The sequence below is a fragment of the Paenibacillus auburnensis genome, assembly GCF_927798115.1.
Classification (GTDB): domain Bacteria; phylum Bacillota; class Bacilli; order Paenibacillales; family Paenibacillaceae; genus Paenibacillus_AQ; species Paenibacillus_AQ auburnensis.
This window is the reverse complement of record NZ_CAKMMG010000007.1, coordinates 216,352-239,884: the sequence shown is the minus strand read 5'-3', so window position 1 is coordinate 239,884 and position 23,533 is coordinate 216,352. Positions and strand designations below refer to the sequence as shown.

At 52.8% G+C, this 23,533-nt stretch carries 26 protein-coding genes; 16 read left to right on the top strand and 10 right to left on the bottom strand.

Going from position 1 to position 23,533, the window contains the following annotated elements:
* Window positions 1-142: 142 nt before the first annotated feature.
* The gene (locus L6H70_RS21350) at window positions 143-367 is read right to left on the bottom strand and encodes a hypothetical protein (RefSeq protein WP_236336144.1); all 225 of its coding nucleotides are present in this window, start codon (window positions 365-367) and stop codon (window positions 143-145) included.
* Between the two features lie 205 nt (window positions 368-572).
* On the opposite strand from L6H70_RS21350, the gene L6H70_RS21345 reads away from it, so the two are divergent.
* On the top strand, window positions 573-752 hold the full coding sequence (locus L6H70_RS21345; protein ID WP_236336143.1) for a hypothetical protein: 180 nt from the start codon (window positions 573-575) through the stop codon (window positions 750-752).
* Here the strand turns inward: L6H70_RS21345 and L6H70_RS21340 are convergent.
* Entirely contained in the window at window positions 749-1,432 is a 684-nt protein-coding gene (locus L6H70_RS21340) for a copper homeostasis protein CutC (RefSeq protein ID WP_236336142.1), read from the bottom strand. The genes L6H70_RS21345 and L6H70_RS21340 overlap by 4 nt on opposite strands.
* A gap of 115 nt (window positions 1,433-1,547) precedes the next feature.
* Between L6H70_RS21340 and L6H70_RS21335 the strand changes: the two genes are divergently transcribed.
* Window positions 1,548-2,057, top strand: coding sequence for a GNAT family N-acetyltransferase (locus L6H70_RS21335; protein WP_236336141.1), 510 nt, complete (start codon window positions 1,548-1,550; stop codon window positions 2,055-2,057).
* Window positions 2,058-2,325: 268 nt separating this feature from the next.
* Here the strand turns inward: L6H70_RS21335 and L6H70_RS21330 are convergent, their stop codons facing one another.
* Window positions 2,326-2,571, bottom strand: a complete 246-nt coding sequence (locus tag L6H70_RS21330; RefSeq protein WP_236336140.1) for a hypothetical protein — start codon at window positions 2,569-2,571, stop codon at window positions 2,326-2,328.
* A 116-nt stretch (window positions 2,572-2,687) separates the two neighbouring features.
* On the opposite strand from L6H70_RS21330, the gene L6H70_RS21325 reads away from it, so the two are divergent.
* Both L6H70_RS21325 and sigJ read left to right on the top strand, forming a co-directional pair.
* The gene (locus L6H70_RS21325; RefSeq protein ID WP_236336139.1) at window positions 2,688-4,004 is read left to right on the top strand and encodes a phytoene desaturase family protein; all 1,317 of its coding nucleotides are present in this window, start codon (window positions 2,688-2,690) and stop codon (window positions 4,002-4,004) included.
* On the top strand, window positions 3,994-4,905 hold the full coding sequence (gene sigJ, locus L6H70_RS21320; RefSeq protein WP_279306780.1) for an RNA polymerase sigma factor SigJ: 912 nt from the start codon (window positions 3,994-3,996) through the stop codon (window positions 4,903-4,905). The genes L6H70_RS21325 and sigJ overlap by 11 nt, the downstream gene beginning before the upstream one ends.
* Window positions 4,906-5,032: 127 nt before the next feature.
* On the opposite strand, the gene L6H70_RS21315 is transcribed toward sigJ, so the two are convergent.
* The 5 genes from L6H70_RS21315 to L6H70_RS21295 all read right to left on the bottom strand — a co-directional run bounded on the left by L6H70_RS21315 (window position 5,033) and on the right by L6H70_RS21295 (window position 9,620).
* Window positions 5,033-6,001, bottom strand: coding sequence for a sugar phosphate isomerase/epimerase family protein (locus L6H70_RS21315; RefSeq protein ID WP_236336136.1), 969 nt, complete (start codon window positions 5,999-6,001; stop codon window positions 5,033-5,035).
* Window positions 6,002-6,733, bottom strand: a complete 732-nt coding sequence (locus L6H70_RS21310; protein WP_236336135.1) for a ThuA domain-containing protein — start codon at window positions 6,731-6,733, stop codon at window positions 6,002-6,004.
* Between the two features lie 234 nt (window positions 6,734-6,967).
* Entirely contained in the window at window positions 6,968-8,047 is a 1,080-nt protein-coding gene (locus L6H70_RS21305; protein WP_236336134.1) for a Gfo/Idh/MocA family protein, read from the bottom strand.
* Between the two features lie 3 nt (window positions 8,048-8,050).
* Entirely contained in the window at window positions 8,051-9,013 is a 963-nt protein-coding gene (locus L6H70_RS21300; RefSeq protein ID WP_236336133.1) for an AraC family transcriptional regulator, read from the bottom strand.
* A 148-nt stretch (window positions 9,014-9,161) separates the two neighbouring features.
* Window positions 9,162-9,620, bottom strand: coding sequence for a NanQ anomerase/TabA/YiaL family protein (locus tag L6H70_RS21295; RefSeq protein WP_236336132.1), 459 nt, complete (start codon window positions 9,618-9,620; stop codon window positions 9,162-9,164).
* A 484-nt stretch (window positions 9,621-10,104) separates the two neighbouring features.
* Between L6H70_RS21295 and L6H70_RS21290 the strand changes: the two genes are divergently transcribed.
* From L6H70_RS21290 to L6H70_RS21275, 4 genes are all read left to right on the top strand, one after another.
* Window positions 10,105-10,686 carry a hypothetical protein gene (locus L6H70_RS21290; protein WP_236336131.1) on the top strand — a complete coding sequence of 194 codons (582 nt, stop codon included), beginning with the start codon at window positions 10,105-10,107 and terminating at the stop codon, window positions 10,684-10,686.
* A gap of 113 nt (window positions 10,687-10,799) precedes the next feature.
* On the top strand, window positions 10,800-11,132 hold the full coding sequence (locus L6H70_RS21285) for a hypothetical protein (protein ID WP_236336130.1): 333 nt from the start codon (window positions 10,800-10,802) through the stop codon (window positions 11,130-11,132).
* Window positions 11,133-11,326: 194 nt separating this feature from the next.
* Window positions 11,327-12,064 carry a glycerophosphodiester phosphodiesterase gene (locus L6H70_RS21280; protein WP_236336129.1) on the top strand — a complete coding sequence of 246 codons (738 nt, stop codon included), beginning with the start codon at window positions 11,327-11,329 and terminating at the stop codon, window positions 12,062-12,064.
* A 4-nt stretch (window positions 12,065-12,068) separates the two neighbouring features.
* On the top strand, window positions 12,069-13,298 hold the full coding sequence (locus L6H70_RS21275) for an SLC45 family MFS transporter (RefSeq protein WP_236336127.1): 1,230 nt from the start codon (window positions 12,069-12,071) through the stop codon (window positions 13,296-13,298).
* Here L6H70_RS21275 and L6H70_RS21270 read toward each other — a convergent pair.
* Both L6H70_RS21270 and L6H70_RS21265 read right to left on the bottom strand, forming a co-directional pair.
* On the bottom strand, window positions 13,295-14,146 hold the full coding sequence (locus tag L6H70_RS21270) for a GGDEF domain-containing protein (protein ID WP_236336125.1): 852 nt from the start codon (window positions 14,144-14,146) through the stop codon (window positions 13,295-13,297). The two genes, L6H70_RS21275 and L6H70_RS21270, sit on opposite strands and share 4 nt — an antisense overlap.
* Window positions 14,147-14,319: 173 nt before the next feature.
* On the bottom strand, window positions 14,320-14,898 hold the full coding sequence (locus L6H70_RS21265; RefSeq protein ID WP_236336123.1) for a histidine phosphatase family protein: 579 nt from the start codon (window positions 14,896-14,898) through the stop codon (window positions 14,320-14,322).
* 158 nt (window positions 14,899-15,056) lie between these two features.
* Between L6H70_RS21265 and L6H70_RS21260 the strand changes: the two genes are divergently transcribed.
* The 8 genes from L6H70_RS21260 (at window position 15,057) to L6H70_RS21225 (ending at window position 23,362) form a co-directional block, all read left to right on the top strand.
* Window positions 15,057-16,208: a phosphodiester glycosidase family protein gene (locus L6H70_RS21260; protein WP_236336179.1), complete on the top strand. Its 1,152-nt coding sequence runs from the start codon at window positions 15,057-15,059 to the stop codon at window positions 16,206-16,208.
* A 170-nt stretch (window positions 16,209-16,378) separates the two neighbouring features.
* Complete coding sequence (locus tag L6H70_RS21255) at window positions 16,379-18,010, top strand: spore germination protein (protein ID WP_236336122.1); 1,632 nt, start codon at window positions 16,379-16,381, stop codon at window positions 18,008-18,010.
* Window positions 18,007-19,110 carry a GerAB/ArcD/ProY family transporter gene (locus L6H70_RS21250; RefSeq protein ID WP_236336121.1) on the top strand — a complete coding sequence of 368 codons (1,104 nt, stop codon included), beginning with the start codon at window positions 18,007-18,009 and terminating at the stop codon, window positions 19,108-19,110. The genes L6H70_RS21255 and L6H70_RS21250 overlap by 4 nt, the downstream gene beginning before the upstream one ends.
* Window positions 19,107-20,402 (top strand): Ger(x)C family spore germination protein, encoded by a 1,296-nt coding sequence (locus L6H70_RS21245; RefSeq protein ID WP_236336120.1) that lies wholly within the window; start codon window positions 19,107-19,109, stop codon window positions 20,400-20,402. The genes L6H70_RS21250 and L6H70_RS21245 overlap by 4 nt, the downstream gene beginning before the upstream one ends.
* An 11-nt stretch (window positions 20,403-20,413) precedes the next feature.
* On the top strand, window positions 20,414-20,647 hold the full coding sequence (locus tag L6H70_RS21240) for a hypothetical protein (protein WP_236336119.1): 234 nt from the start codon (window positions 20,414-20,416) through the stop codon (window positions 20,645-20,647).
* A 10-nt stretch (window positions 20,648-20,657) separates the two neighbouring features.
* Entirely contained in the window at window positions 20,658-21,755 is a 1,098-nt protein-coding gene (locus tag L6H70_RS21235; protein WP_236336118.1) for a GerAB/ArcD/ProY family transporter, read from the top strand.
* 97 nt (window positions 21,756-21,852) lie between these two features.
* A complete protein-coding gene (locus L6H70_RS21230) occupies window positions 21,853-22,812 on the top strand; it encodes a helix-turn-helix transcriptional regulator (RefSeq protein WP_236336117.1) in 960 nt (319 codons plus the stop codon).
* 91 nt (window positions 22,813-22,903) lie between these two features.
* A complete protein-coding gene (locus L6H70_RS21225; RefSeq protein WP_236336116.1) occupies window positions 22,904-23,362 on the top strand; it encodes an SRPBCC domain-containing protein in 459 nt (152 codons plus the stop codon).
* The last annotated feature ends 171 nt before the right edge of the window (window positions 23,363-23,533 follow it).

The window sequence follows — 23,533 nt, the reverse complement described above, 5'->3', positions numbered from 1 at the left end:
GCACACGGTTTTGATATTATCAAGTTGTTAATAACAAAAAATTCAAAAAAACACCGCACTCTCCATATGGAAAATGCAGCCGTCTAATACGTTACTGCCTATGCCTGCTATTAGAATGTAAGAGTAATTGGAATGAGTCCGGTTATTTTACAACCACCTTAACTTTGACCGTTTTGCCGCCGTATTTCACCGAAATATAAGCTGTGCCTTTGCCGTTCGCCTTTACTAGCCCGTTCTTGCCTGTTGCAGTCAGTTCCTTGGTAGAGGCCCATACTGCAGTCTTCGATACATCCGATTCGCTGCCGTCATCAAACGTGGCAGTCGCAATCAGCTGCACAGACTGCCGCACGCTCAGGCTGAGATTCATCTGGCTGCACACTCTTAAAACCGGCTGCCTCTAGACCTAGAACATTATGAAAAGGAGAGTTCCTCCGACATATTCAGGAGAATAGCTGTTTACTGAGCTGCCCCGACTCATAAGCGCAAAATACTCCCTGCTTATGCAGCATTAACTCCGTTGATCTGGCAGAGTTAGGATACTGTCTTAACGCAAAGAAGCTTATCAACAGGCGTTGATAAGCTTCTTTGTTTTCTATTTAACGACAATCACTCCCGGTGGAGGAGACTGGGACTTCAGCAATGCCTTGGCCCGCGAAAGGATGCAGGCTCTGCCAGCTGAAATGCTGAGAGGCAGCAGGCAGGATACGGACAGGGGTGCACTGAATCAAGGCCGCGACATATACTACCGCTAATCAAGGATGGCACGCACTTCTTCAAGGCGCTGTGGATCAATCTGCAGGAGCGGGTTCCCGTTCACTCTGACTGCCGAGCCGAGGTGTACCCGCGTGACTGCTGTCTGCTTCAGGAAACTGTTGAGATTGGCGGAGCTCAAGCCGCTTCCAGCGAGAATGGAGAGCGGCTGCCCCGTACAGCGGCGCTGCAGTTCCGCGATCCGCTCCGCGCCTTGCGGAGCCGTGCTCTCCCCGCCGGAAGTCAGAATGTCTGTCACCTGCGGGTAACGCGACAACACCTCAAGTGCCTCAAACTGATCCCGGGTCTGATCAAAAGCCCGGTGAAAGGTGATCTCCATCTCTTGCGCTGCCGAGAGCAACCGCTTCAGCAGCTCCTCATCTACCGTTCCGTCAGGGCGCAGCATGCCAATAACCAGTGACAGGCTGCCGGCGGATGCAATATGTCCGATATCCCGCAGCATCGTCTTGGCATCTTCGCTGCTGTAATGGAAGGAGCGGGCATGCGGTCGTACCATCACTCTTACCGGAATGGCTACAGCCTGGCGCACCTGCTCAATTAGCCCCAGGCTGGGAGTCAGTCCGCCTTCGCTTATGCCTGTAATCAGTTCAATCCGGTCAGCACCGCAGCGCTCCGCTGTTACCGCATCCTCCACTGTAGTGGCAATAACCTCTAACAGCATTTGATCTCCTCCTTCATCTCAACCTGCTGATTTACGCTTGTTAAGCTTCATTATACAAGTATAATGAATTTAAATTAAATTTCTGGAATGAATGCAGAGAAAGGCAGGTCACAAGATGAATCAGCTCATTACCGTTAAATTCGTGGAGGCCTTACAGCCGGAAACCGTACGTCAATTAACACCTTTACTTATCGATGTCGTGGAGGATGGCGCCTCCATCGGCTTTCTTCCGCCACTCGCCAAAGATGCCGCTTCCGCTTACTGGCAGGGGGTTCCCGGTCCTGGCGTTCTGCTCTGGGTTGCCATGGAGGGTGATACTATTGTCGGTACCGTGCAGCTGCATCTGGTGCTCAAACCGAATGCCCCGCACCGTGCGGAGCTCGCCAAGCTGATGGTACACCCCGGCCACCGCCGCAAAGGCATCGCCGGGCTGCTCATCGAGACTGCGGAGCAGGCAGCGGCCGAACATGGCCGCACCCTGATCATCCTCGATACCCGTGAAGGCGATCCTTCCAACCTGCTATATCAGTCGCGGGGATATGTGGAAGCCGGCAAAATCCCGGATTACGTCATTTCCGCAGATGGCGGAATGGACGCCACCGTGATTTATTACAAGAAGCTGTAGCCAGCTTCCGCTGGAGAGAGATTGGTGTGTTGTTCGAATTTAGCGCAGGACAGGCGCTGCATGATGGGTACGGCATGATAGGCACGGCATGATAAGCACGGCATGATCGGCACGGCAGCATGATAGGCACGGCATGATAGGCACGGCTGATAGGCACGGCATGATAGGCGCTGCCTTCCTGGCAGCGCGGTTAAAACGGGAGGAGCATCTATCTTCATGTTAATGGGCTGAGCTTGCACCTGTTGAGCTCAGGATTTTCAGCTGGACGTTACATAGACTCCTCTATTGCCTGTGTGTTGCGAAATATAATGGGATTTTTACCTCTATTTCTGCCCTTTCCTACGCGTAGGCTCAAATCAAAGGGATTTTTACCCTTATTTCTGCCTTTTCCCACACATAGGCCGAAATCAGAGGGATTTTTACCTCTATTTCCGCCTTTTCCCACGCGCAGGCCGAAATTAACGGGATTTTTACCTCTATTTCCGGCACAGTGCCTGATTTCTGCGGATGCCATCCCGCCAACCCTCATTTATTGTCATTACTCCTGAAATATCTATAATGTTGCGGTAGTGTCACGAATCGGTTCCGTTAATCGTCATGTATGCATCAGACCGGAAAGGATGAATAGTCATGACACAGAATCGAAATGAACCGTGGGACGTTGTCATTATCGGGGCCGGCATTGCCGGATTAACCGCTTCGATCTATTTGGCACAGGCAGGCCGGAGCGTACTATTGCTCGACAAAGGATCACATCCCGGAGGGCGCGCCGGTTCCACCGAGATGTCGTTCGCCCGCGTAAACCTGGGAGCTCATGCCCTGTATAAGAGCGCTCTCCCTATTTTGCAGGAGGTAGGCGTCACACCCGCCGGAGCAGCACCCAAGCCGCCGGGCAGCCTCGTATTCGAAGGAGCGGGTGGCGAGAGCAAGCCGCTCCCGCTCGCGCAGCTCTTGCTCGGTTCCTTCTTGAAGTGGCACGAGAAGACCCAACTCCTGCGCTTTTACAGCCGTCTTCTCAAAACAGACACCTCCGCCCTGCACAAGGTGAGTCTGCAGGTTTACCTGGAATCTCAAATCTCCAGTCCGCGGGTGCGCAATGTCATGCTGGCGCTCGTCCGCCTATCCACGTACTGCGATGACCCCGGTCTGATAAGCGCCGGCGCCGTAATCGAGCAGCTCAAACATGGCCAGGTGTTGTACGTGGACGGTGGCTGGCAAACGCTCGTACACCAGCTGACGGAACAGGCGCAAAAGGCAGGCGTCTCGATCCGCACTAGCTCACCCGCACGGGAAATTGCCGGCAGCTACCCGCGAATGACAGTCACACTTAAGGATGGAACGCAGCTGAAGACCCAGCACGTACTGTCCACTGCCGGACCGGCGGCTACTCTATCCATCCTCAATCCCCCGCTTTCCCAGGCTGAAGCCGTAGTCTTTGAGCAGCTTATTCCTGTTCGCGCGGCATGCCTGGATCTCGTCTTAGACGGAATGCCTCAACCCAAAAAGAAATTTGTAATAGGTGCCGATTATCCGTGGTATTTCGCCAACCATTCCGCCGTTGCCAAGTTGTCCGATCATCCCTCATACGCAGTCGTGCATGTCATGAAATATTTGTCCTCCTCGGGAAATTCAGACCCCTTGCAAGATCAGCGCGAGCTGGAGGGATTTCTCGACTTGATTCAGCCCAGCTGGCGCAAACATGTTGTCCAGCAGCGGTTCCTGCCACGAATGCTCGTCTCCCATGCCCTCGTAACTGCTGCGAATGGCGGCCTCCCAGGCAGACCCGGACCTGCGGTCGTAGGACGGCCCGGACTATATGTCGCCGGCGATTGGGTCGGTTCAGCAGGTATGCTGCTTAACGCATCCTTGGCTAGCGCGAAGGAGGCTGCCCGAAGTATAATATCCGCAAAAGAACAAGATAAAGAAGGGGTGCACCGTGGAGCTTGATTCTGTGTATCGGACGTACAAACCGCTTCTTCTGTCCATCGCGTACCGCATGTTAGGATCAGTCACGCAGGCCGAGGATTTGGTGCAAGACGCATTCGTAACGGTGCAGCAGCTGGACAGCGATAAGGAAGGCGGCCCCATCCGCAATCTGAAAGCGTACTTATGCAAAGTCGTTACCAACCGCTGTCTCGATTACTTAAAATCCTCGCACAAAAAAAAAGAGGTATACGTCGGACAATGGCTGCCCGAGCCCCTTGTTGAAGACTATGCTGGCGTGGCAGGCTCGACCTCTGCCGCAGAAGGCGACCCGCTCCAAACGATTGTGCTGGAGGATACGATATCGTACGCTTTCCTCGTTTTGCTCGACCGGCTAACCCCTGTGGAGCGCGCAGTGTTCATTCTTCGTGAAGCCTTCGACTACGACTATCGAGATATTGCCGACTTCGTAAACAAGACGGAGCTGGGATGCCGTAAGATATATAGCCGCCTCAAACGAAAAATCCAAGACGATCCGGCTGCCGAGCTGATCCCCAGCGACCAATCCGAGCAGCTCGTCCTGCGCTTTCTCCATGCGGCAGCTACAGGTGATATGGACGGACTCTTTGCGCTACTCTCCGAGGACATCGTGCTCTACAGCGACGGAGGCGGCAAAGTCAGTGCGGCAGTTAAACCGATTATGTCAAGCCAGCGCGTCCTCGCATTCATTCAGGGGCTTCTGTCCAAGGGCGGCGGCGCAGGAGGCGTGCGCCTCGTCAAGGTCAACGGGCAGCTTGGTTTTGTATTAAGCAGCCCTTCCGAACCTTTTCCGACCGTCGTTAGCCTGGCGTTCAGAGACGGCCGCGTTCAGCAGATTTACCTTATCCGCAATCCGGATAAGCTGCGGCATTTGAAATTAGGTTGAGAGGTATAATCCTCCTGGCATTGAATGAATCAGGAACCCGCATACAACAAAAACAGCAGCAGCCTTGGATATTATTTCTCATCCATGGCTGCTGCTGTTTCTTTTATGAGGTCAGTCTGCTATCCGCTTAAGCCCACCACATATCCAGCGGCTGCTCACGGATCAGGATCGACTGCAGGTTCGTTACCGCACGCTGGAAGCCTTCATCCACCGACATCAGCGGATCTTCATGCTCGATGCTCACTACATAGTCATAATTATAGGTGCGCAGGGCGCTCATGATATCCGACCATTCGGACAGGCTGTGTCCGCAGCCGACAGAGCGGAAGGTCCATGCCCGGGTCTGCACATCGCCGTAAGGCTGCATATCGGTCAGGCCGTACATGTTGATGTTGTCCTGATCGAGATAAGTATCCTTGGCATGGAAGTGATGAATCGCGCCCGCCTTGCCGAGGATCTTGATGGCGCCGACCGGGTCAATGCCCTGCCACCATAGATGGCTCGGGTCAAGATTCGCGCCAATAGCATCGCAGGTCGCTTCTCTCAGCTTCAGGATCGTATACGGCGTGTGGCACAGGAAGCCGCCATGCAACTCGATGCCGATCTTGACGCCATGCTCCTGGGCGAGCTGGCCGATTTCCTTCCAGTAAGGGATCAGCTTCTGCTCCCACTGCCAGGCCAGAATGTCGCTATAAACAGTAGGCCAAGGGGTTACCGGCCAGTTCGGCGCTTTGGCATCTTCACTGTCGCCGGCGGTACCGGAGAAGGTGTTGACGACCTGTACACCCATCAGCGAAGCGAGCTTGATCGATTTGCGCAGAATTTCATCGCCTTGACGCGCTTCTTCTTTATCTGGAGAGATCGGATTGTTATGGCAGCTGAACGCGCTGATCATAATGCCGCGGCTCGTGAACTTTTCTAAGTACTCCTTACGTGCCGTTTCATTGGCCAGCAGCTCATCGGTCGGACAATGCGCATTGCCGGGGTTGCCGCCCGAGCCGATTTCGACTGCGTTCAAGCCTGCAGCCGCGATTTTGTCGAGCATTTCATCCAATGTCAAACTGCCGAATACGGGATCAAATACGCCTAATTTCATCTATACGCCCACCTTTTCTCGAATTGGTTCCAACGCCTGGGAATGACCATACACGGGATAGTCTCGCCGAGTCGGTGCACACCAGTTCACGCCGTTGATGATTACTCGTTGAATTTCCTTATGGTAATAGGTCGGATGGGATTCATGACCCGGCTGGAAATAAAAGATTTTGCCGCTGCCGCGCCGGTAGGTCGAGCCGCTCGGGAACACATTGCCCCCTTCGAACCAGCCGACAAAAACAAGGCTCTCCGGTGCCGGCACATCAAAATGCGCCCCATACATTTCTTCCTGCTCCAGATCGATATATTCGCCGATACCTTCGGCAATCGGATGGCTCGGGTCCATCACCCAGAGGCGTTCTTTCTCGCCCGCTTCGCGCCATTTCAGGTCGCAGCTGGTGCCCATGAGCTTCATGAAGATTTTGGACATGTGGCCGGAATGCAGCACAATCAGCCCCATCCCCTGCAATACACGATTATAGACACGGTTTACGATTTCGTCGCTGACCTCCTGATGGGCAATATGCCCCCACCATACCAGCACATCCGTATTGTTCAATACTTCCTCCGTCAACCCATGCTCCGGTTCATCCAGTGTGGCCGTAGCTGTATCAAACCCGGCCTCCTGCAGAAAACCGGCTATTTGGGCGTGGATGCCCTGCGGATAGACCTGGCGGATACGCTCCTCCTGTAATTCATGACGATATTCATTCCATACGGTTACTCTGGTCACTATGGACACACTCCTAAATTAATCTATATTTATTGAACTAATGTTTATTATTTTGGGATTGGCCGTGACTCCAGAGAATGTTTGGACTTCCGGCCGCTGTTGTATGCAGATTTCTTGATCTTATACCGCTGTTAGCGGTTGAAATCCGCAGACAAAGGCGAACGCTACGCTCCTCCAGTTCCAAAATTCCCCTCCGTCACTTTTCCCGTGAATTATATTTTAAAGTTCAATTACTTAATCTTCAAAAAATACCGGCATTCCTGTCTCGGACGATTTATAGATGGCCTCCAAAATGCGGGTAACCACCAAAGCCTGCTCCGGTTTTACAACCGGTTCAGTGTCATTAATAATGCTGTCAATCCACTGCTGAGCTTCCGCCAGCGCCGGATCATCGCCTGCTCCGTCGTAGAAGTCTACGCCGGCAGCATCGAGTCCGATATGCTTCTCATAGGTTTTGCCGTACGCTTCACCGTTGATGCGCAGGCCTTTTTCCATATCCGCTCCGCCCTCTGTACCGCACAGCGCGGTTTTGGCTTCACCTACATCCAGTGTGTTCAGCGCCCAACTGGCTTCCAGCACGATAGTTGCCCCATTCTCCATGGTAATGAAGCCGATAGCCGAATCTTCAACCGTGAACTTCTCCGGGTCCCATGGGCCCCACGCATTAGCTGCGTCCTTGCGGCCGGACAGCTTGTGATAAGCGTTGCCTACCGCATATTTTGGCTTGTAGTTGTCCATCATCCAGAGCGTCAGATCCAGGGCATGGGTGCCGATATCGATCAGCGGGCCGCCGCCCTGTGCTTCCTCGTCCAGAAATACGCCCCAGGTCGGTACCGCACGGCGGCGGATCGCTTTGGCTTTGGCATAATAAATTTCTCCGAGCTCGTTGTTCTCACACACCTTATGCAGGTAAGCGGAATCCGGTCTGAAGCGGTTCTGGTAACCGATCGTCAGCTTTTTGCCGGTACGCTCAGCCGCATCGATCATTGCCTGGGCTTCCGCAGTTGTCTTCGCCATCGGCTTCTCACACATGACATGCTTGCCGGCCTCCATCGAGGCAATCGAGATTTCCGCATGGGAAATGTTCGGGGTACAGACATGAATCACATCTATGCTTGCATCCTTTAGCAGCTCTTTGTAGTCGGTATAAACGGCAGCGTTCTCATCGCCGAATTCCGCCTTGGCCTGTTCAGCCCGTTCAGGTACAATATCGCAAAAAGCGACCATGACAGCGCCTTCCACTTTCTTCAGAGCCGGCATATGTTTGCCGTTTGCGATGCCGCCGCAGCCAATAATCCCTACTTTTAAAGTCATTCTCTATTTCCCTCCGCCTGGTGGTGTTGTGATTTCTCTGCCTCTATCATACAAATCCGCTGAAAAGCTTTCTTCCTGCATTCTTGCCCTGTTATTCCTGAATATTGTCTTATGGTATTTCAGTGGAGAAATGCCTGTTGCGGACTTGAAAAAATGATGAAAGGTCTTCACGCTGCCGAACCCGGCTGCTTCCGCAACGGCTGACATCGGCAGGTCCTCGTTCAGCAGAATCCACTTCGCCTTGTTTAGCCGGTATTCATTGAGGAAAGCAACAAAGGTCATGCCTGTGTTCTTCTTGAACAGCTTGGTGAAATAATACGGGCTGAATCCCATATGCCGGGCCACCTCATTCAGCGTAATCGGCTCCTGATAATGCTGCTCGACATAAATGAAGACCCGCTCCAGCCGCTCCAGCGTTTCCCGGGACTGTGTCAGCGTGTCTTCCGAGAATTTAGGCAGCCTTCCGGCTGTATTCTTCGGGACCTCACGCATAATAACTGTCAGCAGCTCGAACAGTCTGGCTTTGATTAAATAGGCGTATCCTTCACGGCGCTGAAGGTCTTCCTCATAGATACTTTCGATCAGGGCAATCATCTTGGCGGCTGCGGATTCCGGCCAGCGTGAGCTGGAATGCTCCATCGCAGTAAATACATCACGCAGCGAATACTCATTACCGCTTAGCGCAGCCATTTCCTGAAACAGATTCAGGTCGAACTGGATCACCAGCCGTTCGCTCTCGGGGGAAGCGAGGAAATAATGCACATCGCCGCCATTGATAAACTGAACCTCGCCCTGCTCCATCCGGATAGGGGTATCATTTATTCCCAGATTTAGCGTTCCTTTAGTTACATAGATAATTTCGATTTCTTTATGCCAGTGCGGATAACACAGCTCATCCCCGCCACAGACTAAGCTGCGAAAAGGAAAGTGCTTATCCACATCCGGAAGCTCGAGGTAAATGCTCATAAGCGCGGCTCCTTGTCCGGGTTGTTCTTCTATCCGAAAGATATCGTAACTCATTTGAGATAAGAATGACAAACACTGGTGACATTAGCGCTGTAAAAGCAAAAAGGAGCCTATCCGGCTCCTTGTGAATGCAGACTATCCGAGTCTGCTACAGCTTGATTTTCAGAACAACCTTCCGTACCGCTTCCTTGCGGCCGGCTTCAATCCCTGTCATATGCCCGTCCTGCGGATAGCAGACAACCAGTGCACCAGGGCCTGCGGTTACGGCGGATTCCAGCGCTCCGGTGAAGAACACCGCGTCCTTCTCGGCGCTATACTCCTCTTTTACCGCAAGCTGTTCAATAGCCGCATAGCCGATCCGCTCCGTGCCTTCCAGGATATAATGCAGATCCAGATTGACCCGGTGCGCTTCCCAGAAGCATTCCCCGGCATCCTTCGTTTCATATTCGTTAATGAAATAGAACATATTCTCATCGACTTCATGGCGTCCTGCCGCCTGTCCGGCAAAGTCTGTATCCCGCAGGAACCGCAGCCCCGCCTGAATCTTCTCTCCGTAAGCTGCCTCATTCTCCAGCAAATGTCCTAATGTATCTACGATCAAGCCCATCATCCCCTGCAATCTCTAATTTATCCCTGCTTTTTGGAATATAAAAAAAGAATAGTTGATCTCCATCCCTCAGGTCTATGTATTTGTTCACGTCTCTCCCGCATATTCTATTTTATAGAATGAACTTATGATTTTCCTATTTGGGGGATTAGCCGTGACTACAGAGAATATTTGGGCTTCCGGCCGCTGTTAGGTTTGGATTTCCTTGAATTCAACTGCTTATCGCAGTAGAAATCCAAACCTAAAGGCGGACGCTACCGCTCCTCCAGCTCCAAAATTCCCCTCCACCACTTTCCCCTTATTGTATATTTTCAAGTTCAATCTATTAGTAGAACCAACTTAGCATACGCTTTCGAAGCGAGTTTTGCCGATGTGTCTCAAGGAAGCTTATGCTCACAAAACTTTCAGCATACGCTTTCGAAGCGAGTTTTGCCGATGTGTCTCAAGGAAGCCTACGCTCGAAAAACTTTCAGGAGGCGGTAAAATGCTCATATTCCTGATGTACATGTTCACCGTGCTGGGGATTACCCTGCTGCTGGCGGCTGCGGTGCTCCAATTTAAATTATCTTATCCTTCATCAAACCTGAATAAGCTGGCCCGTTCCCTCGGCTCCTTCAATCTCAAATTCCCCCAGCGGTATGTTACGCCCGATGAGTCGCATATCATCGCCCTGGATGAGGACGGTAAGACACTGGCTATCGGCAAGTATGAACCCGGCAGACAGGAGAATGCGACCGCGACGCTGTATACTTTTGACACTATATTAGGTTCGGAAATTATTGAGAACGCTCTTACGCTCACCAAAGTCAGCAAAACCAGCCGGATTACCAGCAGCGCCAGTACACCCGGTTGCAACCCGGATCGTGCCGAAGATGACGCCGAACCCACCGAGGAGATCAAGGAGCTTACCCTCCGAATCTATCTCAGCAGCGCGGATACGCCGGTCTTATCCATTCCCTTCCTCCCTGGCGCGTCTCCGGCCAAAAAATCAGATCTGGAGTATTCCCTGGCATTCTCGGAGGTACAGCATGTGCATGAAGCCATCCGCGGCATTGTCTCCGCGTGAAGTGAAGCAGATATGACCGTTATCTTTTTTGAACCGGGATGGATATCCGTTTATAATATAGATATAAATGGAATTTTTTCGGATATTCATTCCGAGTACCCTGGAGGCATAGTATGAAACTCTCAGAGAAAATAACGAAGCGGCTGAACATCATAGGGCTGATTTTAGTATGGATCATTGCTTCTGCAATCTTCGGATTTTTCACCTTTATATCTTTATTTTTATTGTTGTTACCTCTCCAAGTGATTTTAGTTTATATATTTGACAGCCTCGTCAAGGTTGAGAAAAAAGTTCTAATCAGCCGGCTGCTGGCACTAACGGGGTTCATCAGTTTCATCATTGCCCTGTTGGTTGAGATGCCCCTCTGGTATAAGCTGATTCTGTTATTTGCACAGGGCTCTTTTCTATACGCTGAAATTAAAATGTGGCTCGAAGCAAGAAAATGATCCCCTCAGCCTCCTACCTTGGACGGGAGTCCGGTCTTTTGGTGCAATATTGTAAGCCCCATGTTAAAATTGCTTCATTTTGCACCCTTTCGCTGGCAAGCGGACAGGGTTTCTTGTTGTGGTGTTGAATATGACAATAGAGCCTGCTTTGTGCGGGCACTTAGTAAAACTATGAGGCGGAGGGGTAACAACACATGAACAGCATTATCAACTTTGCACACCGCGGGGCGTCTGCGGTCTGCCCGGAGAATACGATGGCGGCATTCCGCAAAAGCCTTGAGCTGGGCGCAACCGGCATTGAAACCGATGTCCAGATGTCTTCAGACGGAGGACTGGTACTCATCCATGATGAAAGTTTAAAGCGCACTGCCGGTGCTGAAGGATATGTAAAGGATAGAACACTGAGCCAGCTGCTGGAGCTGGATGCCGGTTCCTGGTTCGGGACGGAATTCAAGGATGAGCGTCTTCCTACGCTGGAGGAATTGCTGGATTTGCTGCAGGAGCGGGATACCCTCCTTAATATCGAACTGAAGAACGGAATTTTTATGTACCCGGGGATGGAAGAGAAGGTCATTGCGGCCGTGCGGGATTACGGGATGAGTAACCGTGTGGTACTGTCGAGCTTCAATCATTACTCGCTGGCCTACTGCAAATCGCTGGCGCCGGAAATCCGCACAGGTATTTTATATGGTGAGGGCCTATACCGCCCCTGGGATTACGCGGCCTCCCTGCAGGCTGATGCGCTGCATGCCTATCACTATGCCGTTCTGCCGGAGTTCGTGGCTGAAGCTTCAGAACATGGTGTGGTCTACCATCCTTGGACCGTTAATGATCCCGAGCGGATGAAAGCCTTAATCGATGCCGGGGTAGCAGGAATTATCACTGATTATCCGGATGTGCTGTCCGGCCTGCTTGCTGCCAAGGGAGTGTGAGGGTGTGAAAAAAGTCTGGCTGCTGGGCTTCGGCTTTTTCAGCATCAGCATCACGTGGAGCTTATATAATGCGTTCGTACCATTCTTTCTGGAAAAATACGTTAACAGTGTAGCCCTGATCAGCTTTATGATGACGATCGATAATTATTTTGCACTATTTCTGCAGCCGTGGATCGGCAACCGCAGTGACCGGACCGTCAGCCGCTACGGACGCAGAATGCCTTATCTGCTGATCGGAATGCCGCTGGCAGCCGTGCTGACAATGCTGATTCCGTACCACAGCGGACTGTTTACCCTGCTGCTGTTCATGATGCTGATGAACCTGGCCATGAGCCTGTACCGTTCGCCGACCGTTGCGCTGATGCCCGATATTACACCGGAGCCGCAGCGGACGAAGGCCAACGGGCTAGTTAACTTTATGGGCGGGATCGGATCGATTCTCGCTTTTGGTGCCGGTTCCATGCTCTATGATGCGAACCCGGCACTGCCGTTCCTCGTAGCCGGACTGATTACACTGCTCTGCCTGCTGATCGTAGCACGCTTCATTCGGGAAGACCGGGATGGCGTGAATACGGATACTGTCCGCTCTGGACTTCAGGAGCAACAAAGAAATGCCGTCGTTCCGCAACTCAAGCCTGCGCGGATTTCTCTGCTGAAGCAGCTGGATCGCACGACCTTTTGGCTGCTGGCGGCTATCTTTTTCTGGTTCGTGGCTTATCAGGGGGTGGAAACCTTATTTACCTTGTACGGCAAACATCACCTGGGCCTCAGTGAAAAGGCTGCATCGTTCTCGCTTACCTTCTTCTCACTGGCCTTTGTAGCCTTTGCGATCCCCAGCGGCTGGCTGGGCGGACGGTTCGGCAAGAAAAAAATGATTATTACTGGCGTTATCGGGTTGACGGCTGTCTTTGCCTTGGTGGGCTTTGCGGAAAATCTGCTGATGCTGCGGGGGCTGCTGCTAACCGGGGGAATATTCTGGGCCTGCATCAATATTAATTCCTATCCTTACGTTGTGGCTACGGGAACCGAGGAGAGTATCGGCACCCGCACCGGGATGTATTATCTGGTCTCCTCGCTTGCCGCGATCAGCTCCCCGCCGGTGCTCGGGCTACTGATCGATCTGACAGATTACTCGGTCCTGTTCTACGCGGCAGCAGGCAGCATGGCCGTTGCCCTGCTCTGCCTGTTTATGATGGATGGACAACGTACCGTTACAGCAGAACGCGCTGATTAATTCGCTCTGGAGCTGCCCAGCACGTTCACCGGCTGAATGACGATGCCTTGCTTGTGAACCGCATAACGGCCTCTGCCCAGCTGCTTGGCATAGTACATGGCCGAATCGGCTTCCTTCAGGAGACGCGCGGAATCAATTCTGCCCTGGCTGATCGTAATACCGATACTGGCCGACACGAACAGCTCATGCCGCTCAAGCTGATAATTCCGGGTCGTTTTCTCCAGAATCTGCAAGGCCAGCTGTTCAGCCTCCTTGCGGCCGCAGCGTTTCGCAATGATTACGAATTCATCGCCGCCGATCCGGAAGATATGCCGCTTGCCCTTGGCCGAGAATTGCTTCAGCGTCCCGCCGACGGCCTGGAGCAGCAAATCACCGACATGATGGCCAAGCTTATCATTAATCGATTTGAAGCGGTTCAGGTCCAGATACAGCACAGCAAGCTGTTCATTCGGTTTGCAGTGCTCCCAGAAATGGTCCATTCCATTCTTATTGAAGAGGCTGGTTAAGCTGTCTCTATACGCAAGCTCCTTAAGCTGATCCCTCTCGGCCAGCACCTGGCGGGCCCGGGAGAACAGCAGCATCATCAAGGTAAGGGTCAGTGAGTAGAGCGCCAATGCGAAGAACAGGCTGCCGCCGGCCGGCTGGAACCCGGATACGGCCCCTCTCCCGAGCAGGTGCATGCCGCCTAAACCACTGCCGGCCATAAGAATAATAAGGCTCGTGCGCACTGCACGGGCTCTTTGATTTTTAATTGCGAAATTCTGCGAGAGCCGGAGAATCGCGTAAGCTGTCAACGCTGCAATAAGGACTGAGAATACGGCTAACATATAATTCCGCGCTTCTTCCATCGTTTTCGAACACTCCCTTTTACATATGAATAAACCGAACCAACATAGTGAACAGCTGCAGCTGTAAAAGCTTGTAAACAGGCAAGTGATCAGTATTATGCTTATTATCGGCAGGTCAGGTCTGTTTCTTCATGGAATGATTTGGAATAGCGCGGCCGGCATAGCTGAGATGTCTAATTCTCAATATGTTTGGCGCAATTGTAGAGCTCACAGGTCCAGGTTTTGCCGGTATAGACTAACCGGGTGAGCGAAGTATTCTTCAGGAACACACTCAAATCCAGTTCAGGTACCAGTCCGCTCAGGGTGCTGCGGAGGATTGCACCATGGCTGACCACCAGCACATGCCGGCCCGGATGCCGCTGCGCGATTTCTTCAATCGCCCGGCTTCCTCTAAGCCGGCCGGATTCATTCTTCTCCAGGCCGATCTCAAGCGTTCTCCAATCTTTTCCCCAGCGCTCTATAAGTTCCTGCTCCGTCGTGCCCTCAAGCAAGCCGCCGTCCATTTCCCGGATTCCCGGTACCAATCCTGCAATAGAAAGACCAAGTCTCGCCGCGATAACCTCTGCTGTCTGTCTTGCTCTGAGCAGGTCGCTGGAATAAATATAATCCCACTCTTCCGTACTTAGCCGCTCCGCAAGAGCCGCTGCCTGCTCCAGGCCCTCTTCATCCAGGGGATTATCGGTATGGCCCTGTATTCGGCCTTCTTTATTCCATAAGGTACTGCCGTGCCGGATCAAACCAATCGTTGTCATTGTAGCTAACCGCCTTTGCGTAAAATGAAATTGAGTATCAAAGAATTATATATGAAATCCGACGCAGCTGCATGCGATTATACGCACGTTTAAGTGCAGCGCCGCTTTTGACGATATAAAGACAATACATAATAAGTCAAAAGGAGATTCTGTTTATGCTGAAGAAAATACTCACCCTTGTCCTTACCCTGTTCCTAATGCTCTCCACGCTTCCATCCCTGCTGCCCGGTGCGTCGGCGGCTACTGCGCCTAAAAATGCCGTCTATGTGGACAAAGGAAATCATTCGTTTATCCCGCTGCGCTTCTTAAACGGTCTGTTCGACCTCCGTGCTGGGCTTACAGCAGATGCGAAATCCATAGAAATTGCCGGAGACAAAAATTCGCTTCTTCTTACCCTTGGCCAAGCTTCAGCTTCGGTCAACGGCAAAGCTGTTCCGATAAGTGATCTGCCCTTCAGCGAGAACGGCACGACCTATGTTCCGCTCTCCCTTGTCAGCACGATACTTGGCATCGGGCTGGAATGGAACAAAGAGCCCGCCTCCGTTACACTCACATTGGGCGGCGCCGAAGCGACCTTGCCGGTCCTAAGCGGAACGCTCCTGAAGGCGGGCTCCTCTGCCGTAACCAGCGCGAAACATACATATAAAGTCGGCTCCAGATCATTCTCTGTGCAGACAGTTACCGTCTCTCTGCTGCACCCTTCCGTCCGGCTGGATGCTGTACTTGCCGGCAATACGGTCGGCAAGACGGAAGCGCTCGGCAGCATTGCCAAACGAAGCGGAGCTGTTGCCGCGATCAACGGAACTTTTTTTGATGCTTATACGGAAGGAGCCTACAAAGCCCCTTATGGTTATATCATCAGCGGCGGCAAAATGCTGAAGAACAGCCCCGGTGACCGCCGGACGGTATTTGCCTATGACCGCAATCTGCTGGCTGAGCTGATTCCCGGCAGTCAGTTCAGCGCACGGTTCCAGAGCGGGTCCGTTGAAGGGGCGCTGCAGGCCGGTCCCCGGCTGCTGGTAAATGGCAGTGTATCGCTGAACGTCGCTGCCGAAGGCTTCAAGGACCCCAAAATATTAACTGGCGGCGGGGCCCGCAGCGCACTTGGCCTTACCCGCGATCACAAGCTGATCCTGCTGACCACCGGCGGGGCTACCATCCCGCAGCTGGCACAGATCATGAAGCAGGCAGGCGCTTATCAGGCGATGAATCTGGATGGCGGTGCTTCCAGCGGCTTGTATTATAACGGGAAATATTTGACCACTCCGGGACGTCTGATCAGTAATGCACTGGTTGTCAGTACCCGGTAGTAAACATCATAGAAGCTTAACATTCAGAGGGTGTTCTGCGGCTGCATATGGCCTGCGGACACCCTCTTTTTCATGTCCACCAATTTCATACAGCAGGCAGAATAAGGAATGAACGGCCGGGGGATAATACTCCCACATTATCCAGCATTCAGTGTGAAGGAGGAGAAGCAGTGCCCGTTCATTCCAAGCAAGGCCGTAAGCATACTAAAGACCCTGTAGAAACTGTTATCCCCGCGCCTTGTCCCCTGAGCCCCTCACTCGATGAGACTTTGCAGGAGATCAGTCTAAGAATTGGTACAAGCTCGGATGTGATCATCCGCAGATTCACCAATGAATCGTTAAGCTCTCTCTCTCTGGCTTTTATTTATATTGATGGCCTCGTGAACGCAGATACCGTTAATCAGACCGTAATTCAGCCGCTGATGGAGCATGTCACACTGAAAAGTGACGCCATCACCGCAGATAAAGCCTATGCTCTGATTAAGGACCAGATGCTGCCCATCGGGGGCGTTCAGGAAGGTAAAACCGTCGAACATATGCTGTCTTTGCTGTTTGAGGGCTACACCCTCATTCTATTTAACGGGCTTACGATGGCGCTCGCCGCCGACACCTCCGGCTATGAGAAGAGAAGCGTCAATGAACCCACCTCCCAGGGCGTTATCCGCGGTCCCAAGGAAGGGTTCACCGAAAGCCTGCGGGTCGGCACATCCATGCTCAGACGAAGACTCAAAACCTCTGATCTCCGGATAGAAGAGTATAAAATCGGCCAGCGCACCGGGACCGGGGTTGCTCTTGTTTACCTGCAGGGAATTGCCAGTGAAGCGGTGCTGGCCGAAATCCGCCGCCGGCTGGACGGTATTATTACAGACAGTATTCTGGAAAGCAATTACATCGAGGAATTCATTCAGGATGGCGGGCTAACCCCTTTTCCTACCATTCAGAATACGGAGCGCCCTGATGCGGTGGCCGGTGGGCTTCTGGAGGGGCAGGTTGGGATTATTATTGACGGTACGCCCTTTGCGCTGCTTGCGCCGTCCACCTTCTTTAATTTTTTTCAATCCAGCGAAGATTATTATCAGCGTTACGATATCTCTTCCTTTCTGCGGCTGATCCGGTATGGCGCCTTCTTTGTCTCTATGCTGCTGCCTGCCTTGTATATTGCCGTTACCACCTTTCACCAGGAAATGCTGCCGACCACACTGCTGATCAGTCTGGCCGCCCAGCGCGAAGGGGTGCCGCTGCCGGCGCTGGCAGAAGCGCTGCTCATGGAGCTTACCTTCGATGTGCTGCGTGAGGCCGGAGTACGGATGCCCCGCACCATTGGTCCGGCGATTTCGATTGTCGGGGCGCTGGTACTGGGACAAGCAGCGGTTTCTGCCGGTCTGGTATCGGCGGCGATGGTCATCGTCGTCTCGTTCACAGCCATTTCCAACTTCGTTATTCCTTCGCTGGCTATCGCCAACTCGATTCGTCTGATCCGGTTTTTACTAATGCTGATTGCCGCCACGCTTGGTCTGTTCGGCATTATGTCCTTTTTGATGGTGCTGCTGATCCATTTGGCAGGACTGTATTCGTTCGGCGTACCTTACCTGTCACCAGTGGCTCCGATGATCCCGCGCTACCTGAAAGATATCTTTATCCGTGTCCCGCTCTGGAATATGCCTATGCGGCCTAAGACCAGCCTGGGTAAAGAAACGCGCAGACAAGGTCCGGATCAGAAACCGCAGTCGATTGAAGATCAGAAGAAGAAAGCGCAACTATCAGGGCAGCAAAAAAAACCGCAGGGAGAGGATCAGGCTTGAATGGAAAAATTGATACCGCCCAAGCTGCCATGCTTGTCATCAATACGATTCTGCCGACAGCTACCGTCGTCCTCCCCGTCATTATCAGTAACTATGCCGAGCAGGATGCGCCACTCTCCATTCTATTATCCACCGTGGCCGGACTGATTGTTGCCGCCATCGTCGGAACAGCCATCCGCGTAAGCAACGGCGCTCCCTTTCTCACATGGGTGGGTGAACGAAGCTCGCCGATCGTAGCCACGGTACTGGGTCTTTTTATGCTGCAGTTCTATCTGGATACAACCGCCACGATCTTGCGAGAATTCGTCAATTTCATTAAAGATAATGTGCTGCTGAACACACCAGTGACCGTCCTTGTCATTCTGATCCTACTCATTACGATTTATATGGTCAGACAGGGCATTGAATCCATAGCCCGAGTGAACAGCATCGTAATCTTGCTCTATGGATTCTTCGCGCCGCTGTTCTTGTTCGGTATAATCCATGAAATGAACGTGCACCACCTGCTCCCGATGTTTGATCATTCCCTGGCTTCATTGACGCTGGCCAGTATTACACCGACTACCTGGATGTCTGAAGTGGCCGTGCTGCTGTTCCTGGCACCGTATCTCAAGGATCCGCAAAAAGCACGGATCGCCGGGTGGGTGGGTCTTCTGTTTGTTGCTGTGCTGATGCTCTTTTCGCTGGTTACAGCGTTAATGGTGTTCGGACCTGAGTTTATCAAGCTAAGTGCCTACCCGGGATTCTCGGCTGCCGGAGTGGTTCATTTCGGCAGATTTTTCGAGAAGCTGGATATCCTGTTCATCTCATATTGGGTGCTGTCCATCTATCTCAAATTTTCCATCTTCCTGTTTGTAACTATAGAGTGCTTCAAGCAAACCTTCCGGGTAAGCAGCAGCCGGCCGTTTATCGGGGCTTTAGGGCTGGTTATCGCCTTGGAGTGCCTGTTTAACTGGCAGAACATAGACAAACTGAATCTCTATAACAAGGAAGGAAGGTTCTTGACCTTCTTCCTGTTCAATGTGCTCGTCCCGCTGGCAGCCATTATGCTTCACCGGATCCAGCGCGCCAGAGCCAAAAGAAGGGAGTGTGAAACATGAAGCAGCGGAAGCAGGCCATTCAGCCGGAATCCAATCTGCCACTACCTGCGGGACGGCCCCCGCTTACAGCGAGAAAAACCTCCTGCCTGTTGCTCTGTCTCCCCCTCTTGTCCACCTTGATTACCGGCTGCTGGGATAACCGGGAGCTCAATGAGCTCGGCATTACCTCAGGTTCGGCCTATGACTGGGAGGATAATCAGTGGAAAGCCACCTACCAGGTGATCAACCCTTCGTCCGGCGCCAGCGGCATGGGAGGCAGTGCAGGCGGGAGCACCACTTCACCGCCGTTCATCACCTTCACCGTAAAGGGAAAAACGATCATGGAAGCCATTGATAAAACCAACCTGACCAGCACCCGCGAAATGTTTTTTTCCCATTCACGGATTACTGTGCTGGGCGAGGCTATGGCCAGACACGGGATCAACCAGATCATTGATATGTTTCTGCGCAAGCAGGATGCCCGTGAAACGGTCTTTGTGTTTCTTGCTAAAGGAGAAGCGGGAGCTATTCTGGACCAGCTCATGCAGATGACCAAAAATCAGGGCGCAGGCATCCAGCTGATGATAGAGCAAGAATCCAGGCTGGTCTCCTATTATCCCGGGGTGCGCCTCTACGAGCTGGCCATGGCCCTATCCTCTGAATCCGGGAGCGCGGTGCTGCCGGAGATCCGGTTAACCGGGCATAAAATAATGGATGAAACCACTGAAGTCGCAGTGACAGACCTGCCTTCCCGGCTGGCACTTGGCAAGCTGGGCGTACTCAAAGGCGAGAAGCTGATCGGCTGGCTGACACAAAAACAGGCCTTCGGCCTGTCTTTTATAACCGACAAAATCAACAAAGCCACCATAGCCTTTCCCTCCCACCCCAAGACAGGCGAAACTCCGGATGCTTCGTTTATTCTCCAGAATTCAAGCACCTCCGTTCGTCCCATCTGGGATAAGGATCATTACGTCATGGACATCCATATCAAAGGCAGCGGAGTATTAACAGAGCTGGGCAGCGACATGGATTTGAATGATCGGGCATCCATTTCAGGGATGGAGGCATCAATTGAGCAGCATGTGCTTGAGCTTGTCAATAACTCGTGGACCGAGGTGCGGAAGCTGGGAGCTGATGTTACCGGCTTCGCGGTGAGAATTCACCGCAGTGACCGCAAGCGCTGGAAACAGATTGAGCAGACCAAAAGCTGGGACAATGTATTCCGGGACATTGAGATCCGCCCCCATGTCTCGATAAAAATTGAGCGGACAGGCCTCAGCAACAAATCCTTTAAGTCCGTTCAGCAGAAATAGAGGGCTGTGTGATGAAAATAGCCATCACTCTTATCCTGTATGTCCTTGGCTTTTTATGGGGCTGCAGAAGGCTGACAGGTAGAGGGGCAAAGCTCCAACGCTTGTGGTTCGGCTGCATCCTTGCCTGGTGTGCCTATGTGAATATTTGCGGCATTACAGAGACGCCCCACTTCAGCATCGCTACCCTGTACACAGCTATTTTCCAGCCTGCAGGCAGAGTCATCATTGAATGGTTAGGAGGTTGATGATACAGAGATGCATAGTAAAGAGCAGGTGTCAGCCCTGCAAATCTCATTTATGGTCATGCTGTTTGAAATTGGCAGCACACCGCTGTTCCTGCTTGGCGGCAAGGCGAAGCAGGATTCCTGGCTGGCAATGTGCGCCGGTTCAGTGTCCGGCCTGCTTCTGCTTCTGCTTCTTTTGTGGATTCAGCAACGCTCGCGGGGACTTGATCTTATCGGCATGCTGAGATTCCACTTCGGAGGCACAGCCGGCTCCATCGTCGGCTGGATTTATTGCCTTTATTTCGCGTACCAATCGATGCGTAATGTCCGGGATTTAGGCGAACTGACCTCACTTACGTTACTGCAGACAACACCGATGTCCATTACGATGCTCGTCTTCATCCTCATTGCGCTTTACGCCATTTGGAAGGGAACCGCGGTGCTCTTCCGGCTGCCGGAGGTACTGCTCCCGATAGTTCTATTCTTCTACGGCCTGCTGATCCTGCTGCTCGGAATTATGGGCTCCATCGATTTTGGACGCCTGGCTCCTGTCTTTGAGGGCGGGCTAAGGCCGATCCTGGATGCGGCACTGCCGGATATTGTCTCTTTTCCCTTCGGCCAAATGCTTGTATTTCTGATGCTGTGGTCCTTATGGGAGAAACCCGGCGTGCCGGTGAGAAATACAATTTCAGCTTATATTGCGATCAGCCTTTTTCTAATCTTCATGAATGCACTCAATGTGGCCGTCCTCGGACCCACGGTTGCGGGAATCAGCCAATTGCCTTTTCTGAAAACAGTCCGCACCTTATCCAATCTGCATTTTGTGGAACGGCTCGACATTCTGGTAACCATCCAGCTCTTCGTCGGCCTGCTGATCAAAATGATGGTGTTCTATTTCTGTGCGGTTAAAGGTATAAGCGGGCTGACCGGCAAACCAATGAAATGGTGGGTGTTCCCTGTGGGCGCCGTCATTTACGGGGCTTCCTTTGTGGAGCGGGATTATTCGCAGCATATTGCCATCGGCCTTGGACCCAGCCTGAAGATTGACCCGTTGTTTCAGATAGCCGTCCCGCTGCTGCTGGCTGTTTCCATTCTGCTGCGCAGCCGGTTCAAGAGCACTCCCTCTTAAGGTATGATCTCCGGAAGCAGCCCTCTGTCTTTTGACAGCCTGTAAGCAATTATGGAATAATGGGGAAATTAATGCTACAACAGGAGGCTTCTGCCGGATGTCCAAAGCCGATCATCTGCTGTCTATTCTCTGGATGCTGCAGCAGCGCAAAAGAACCGCCGCCGAGCTGGCAGAAAGTCTTGAACTGAGCGTCCGTTCAGTGTACCGCTATATTGATGCGCTCTGCGCCAGCGGTGTTCCTGTCATCGCAGATGCCGGACCGGGCGGCGGCTTTCGGCTGCCGGAGCATTTCAGCGCCTCTCCGCTCTTCTTCAACGCTGCTGAGCGCCGGGCGCTCGTACAGGCTTCCGCCTTTGCAGAGGGCAGCGGGTACCCCTATGTCGAGGCCCTAAGCGGAGCCATTGCCAAGCTTAAGCGCTACAGCAATGACGAGCAACTGTCGCAGATGGAACGCCACGAGCGTGGTGTCGAAATGCTGCATACCCCTTCCACACCCTTGTCTCATCTGCTGGAGGAGCTGGAGGTCTGCACCGCAGACGGGCTGACAGTGCAGATGGAATACCGCAAGGGCAGCGGTGAGGCGTTCTCTGTGCGTGCCATCGATCCTTATGGGCTAGTGCTCTGGAAGGGTAGGTGGTATCTGGCCGGCTTCTGCCACCAGCGCCAGGACATCCGCAGCTTCCGTGTGGACCGGATTGCCGGACTGGAGCGGACAGGAGCCTGCTTCCATCGTCCGCCGGGATTCTCGGCACGGGAGTTTCTGCTGAGGAGCCTGCTTCCCGGCCAGGATCAGGAGACAGCACTGATCCCGGTAGTCATTGCCTCGGGTGAAGAGGTGCTGAATGACCTGTGTAGCCACTGGCTGTTCGGCCATTCGCTGGAGCAGCGGATTCCGGGAGAGGCCCGTTTCCTGCTGGATGAAGCCTCGTTATTCGGCTTCGCGGCTTACTTCCTGCTGCCCTACGGCAAGTCGCTGACTATCCTTGAACCTGCCGCCTTGAAGCAGAAGCTTGCAGCTATAGCTGCCGGTATTTCCGCCCATTATACGGAATCTTGAATCTTTCGGAATCACTGACCGCAGCTGTCAGTGATTCTTTTGTATATTGGAGCTGTGATTGAGGTATCCAGAACCCAGAGGAGGAACAATATTGAAAGAACTAAAGTACGAGTTCTATATTGGCGCAACACCAGAACAGGTCTGGGAGTGTCTTATCTCCCCTGACAAAGTGAAGCAAATCTATTATGGCAGCAGCATCCGTTCCAGCTTTGTAGTGGGGGAGCCACTGGAGTACGTGGGACCGGGTGCAGACGGCAGCGAGACTCTGCATGTGTATGGCACACTACTTGAATTCACGCCCCGGGAAGCGCTGCGGTTCACGCACAAGGTCGGACCCTCCTATCTGAAGGGCGGCATCAATTATGAATCCCGCATCTCCTGGCTGCTGGCACCGGTGGGCGGCTGCACTAAGCTTACACTCATCCATGACGAATGGCATCCGGAGGACCCTTCCTATGGTCCGAGTGACAGCGCCTGGTGGCAGATTCTGAGCAATATAAAGACGCTGGCGGAAACCGGAGGCACTCTTGATTTTGGCAGCTGGAAATAGGCGGTCTTGAATTCAGCCGGCGTTACAGCCTGACCTTGGTTTGCTACAACCGGGTCTGGGATTGACGGGAGCCGGGCTGTAACTACGCTGGAACCACTACGGAGTCACACCCGACTACGCTGGAACCACTACGGATTACGCTCTGCTACGATAGAGTCATGCTGGAACCAC

Coding starts and splice junctions, on each gene's coding strand:
- L6H70_RS21335 (WP_236336141.1), top strand. CDS start 1,548: ATGAATCAGCTCATTACCGTTAAATTCGTGGAGGCCTTACAGCCGGAA.
- L6H70_RS21330 (WP_236336140.1), bottom strand. CDS start 2,571: ATGGCATCCGCAGAAATCAGGCACTGTGCCGGAAATAGAGGTAAAAAT.
- L6H70_RS21280 (WP_236336129.1), top strand. CDS start 11,327: ATGAACAGCATTATCAACTTTGCACACCGCGGGGCGTCTGCGGTCTGC.
- L6H70_RS21300 (WP_236336133.1), bottom strand. CDS start 9,013: ATGAGCATTTACCTCGAGCTTCCGGATGTGGATAAGCACTTTCCTTTT.
- L6H70_RS21265 (WP_236336123.1), bottom strand. CDS start 14,898: ATGACAACGATTGGTTTGATCCGGCACGGCAGTACCTTATGGAATAAA.
- L6H70_RS21340 (WP_236336142.1), bottom strand. CDS start 1,432: ATGCTGTTAGAGGTTATTGCCACTACAGTGGAGGATGCGGTAACAGCG.
- L6H70_RS21270 (WP_236336125.1), bottom strand. CDS start 14,146: ATGGAAGAAGCGCGGAATTATATGTTAGCCGTATTCTCAGTCCTTATT.
- L6H70_RS21290 (WP_236336131.1), top strand. CDS start 10,105: ATGCTCATATTCCTGATGTACATGTTCACCGTGCTGGGGATTACCCTG.
- L6H70_RS21325 (WP_236336139.1), top strand. CDS start 2,688: ATGACACAGAATCGAAATGAACCGTGGGACGTTGTCATTATCGGGGCC.
- L6H70_RS21315 (WP_236336136.1), bottom strand. CDS start 6,001: ATGAAATTAGGCGTATTTGATCCCGTATTCGGCAGTTTGACATTGGAT.
- L6H70_RS21285 (WP_236336130.1), top strand. CDS start 10,800: ATGAAACTCTCAGAGAAAATAACGAAGCGGCTGAACATCATAGGGCTG.
- L6H70_RS21240 (WP_236336119.1), top strand. CDS start 20,414: ATGAAAATAGCCATCACTCTTATCCTGTATGTCCTTGGCTTTTTATGG.
- L6H70_RS21245 (WP_236336120.1), top strand. CDS start 19,107: ATGAAGCAGCGGAAGCAGGCCATTCAGCCGGAATCCAATCTGCCACTA.
- L6H70_RS21295 (WP_236336132.1), bottom strand. CDS start 9,620: ATGGGCTTGATCGTAGATACATTAGGACATTTGCTGGAGAATGAGGCA.
- L6H70_RS21305 (WP_236336134.1), bottom strand. CDS start 8,047: ATGACTTTAAAAGTAGGGATTATTGGCTGCGGCGGCATCGCAAACGGC.
- L6H70_RS21230 (WP_236336117.1), top strand. CDS start 21,853: ATGTCCAAAGCCGATCATCTGCTGTCTATTCTCTGGATGCTGCAGCAG.
- L6H70_RS21235 (WP_236336118.1), top strand. CDS start 20,658: ATGCATAGTAAAGAGCAGGTGTCAGCCCTGCAAATCTCATTTATGGTC.
- L6H70_RS21350 (WP_236336144.1), bottom strand. CDS start 367: ATGAATCTCAGCCTGAGCGTGCGGCAGTCTGTGCAGCTGATTGCGACT.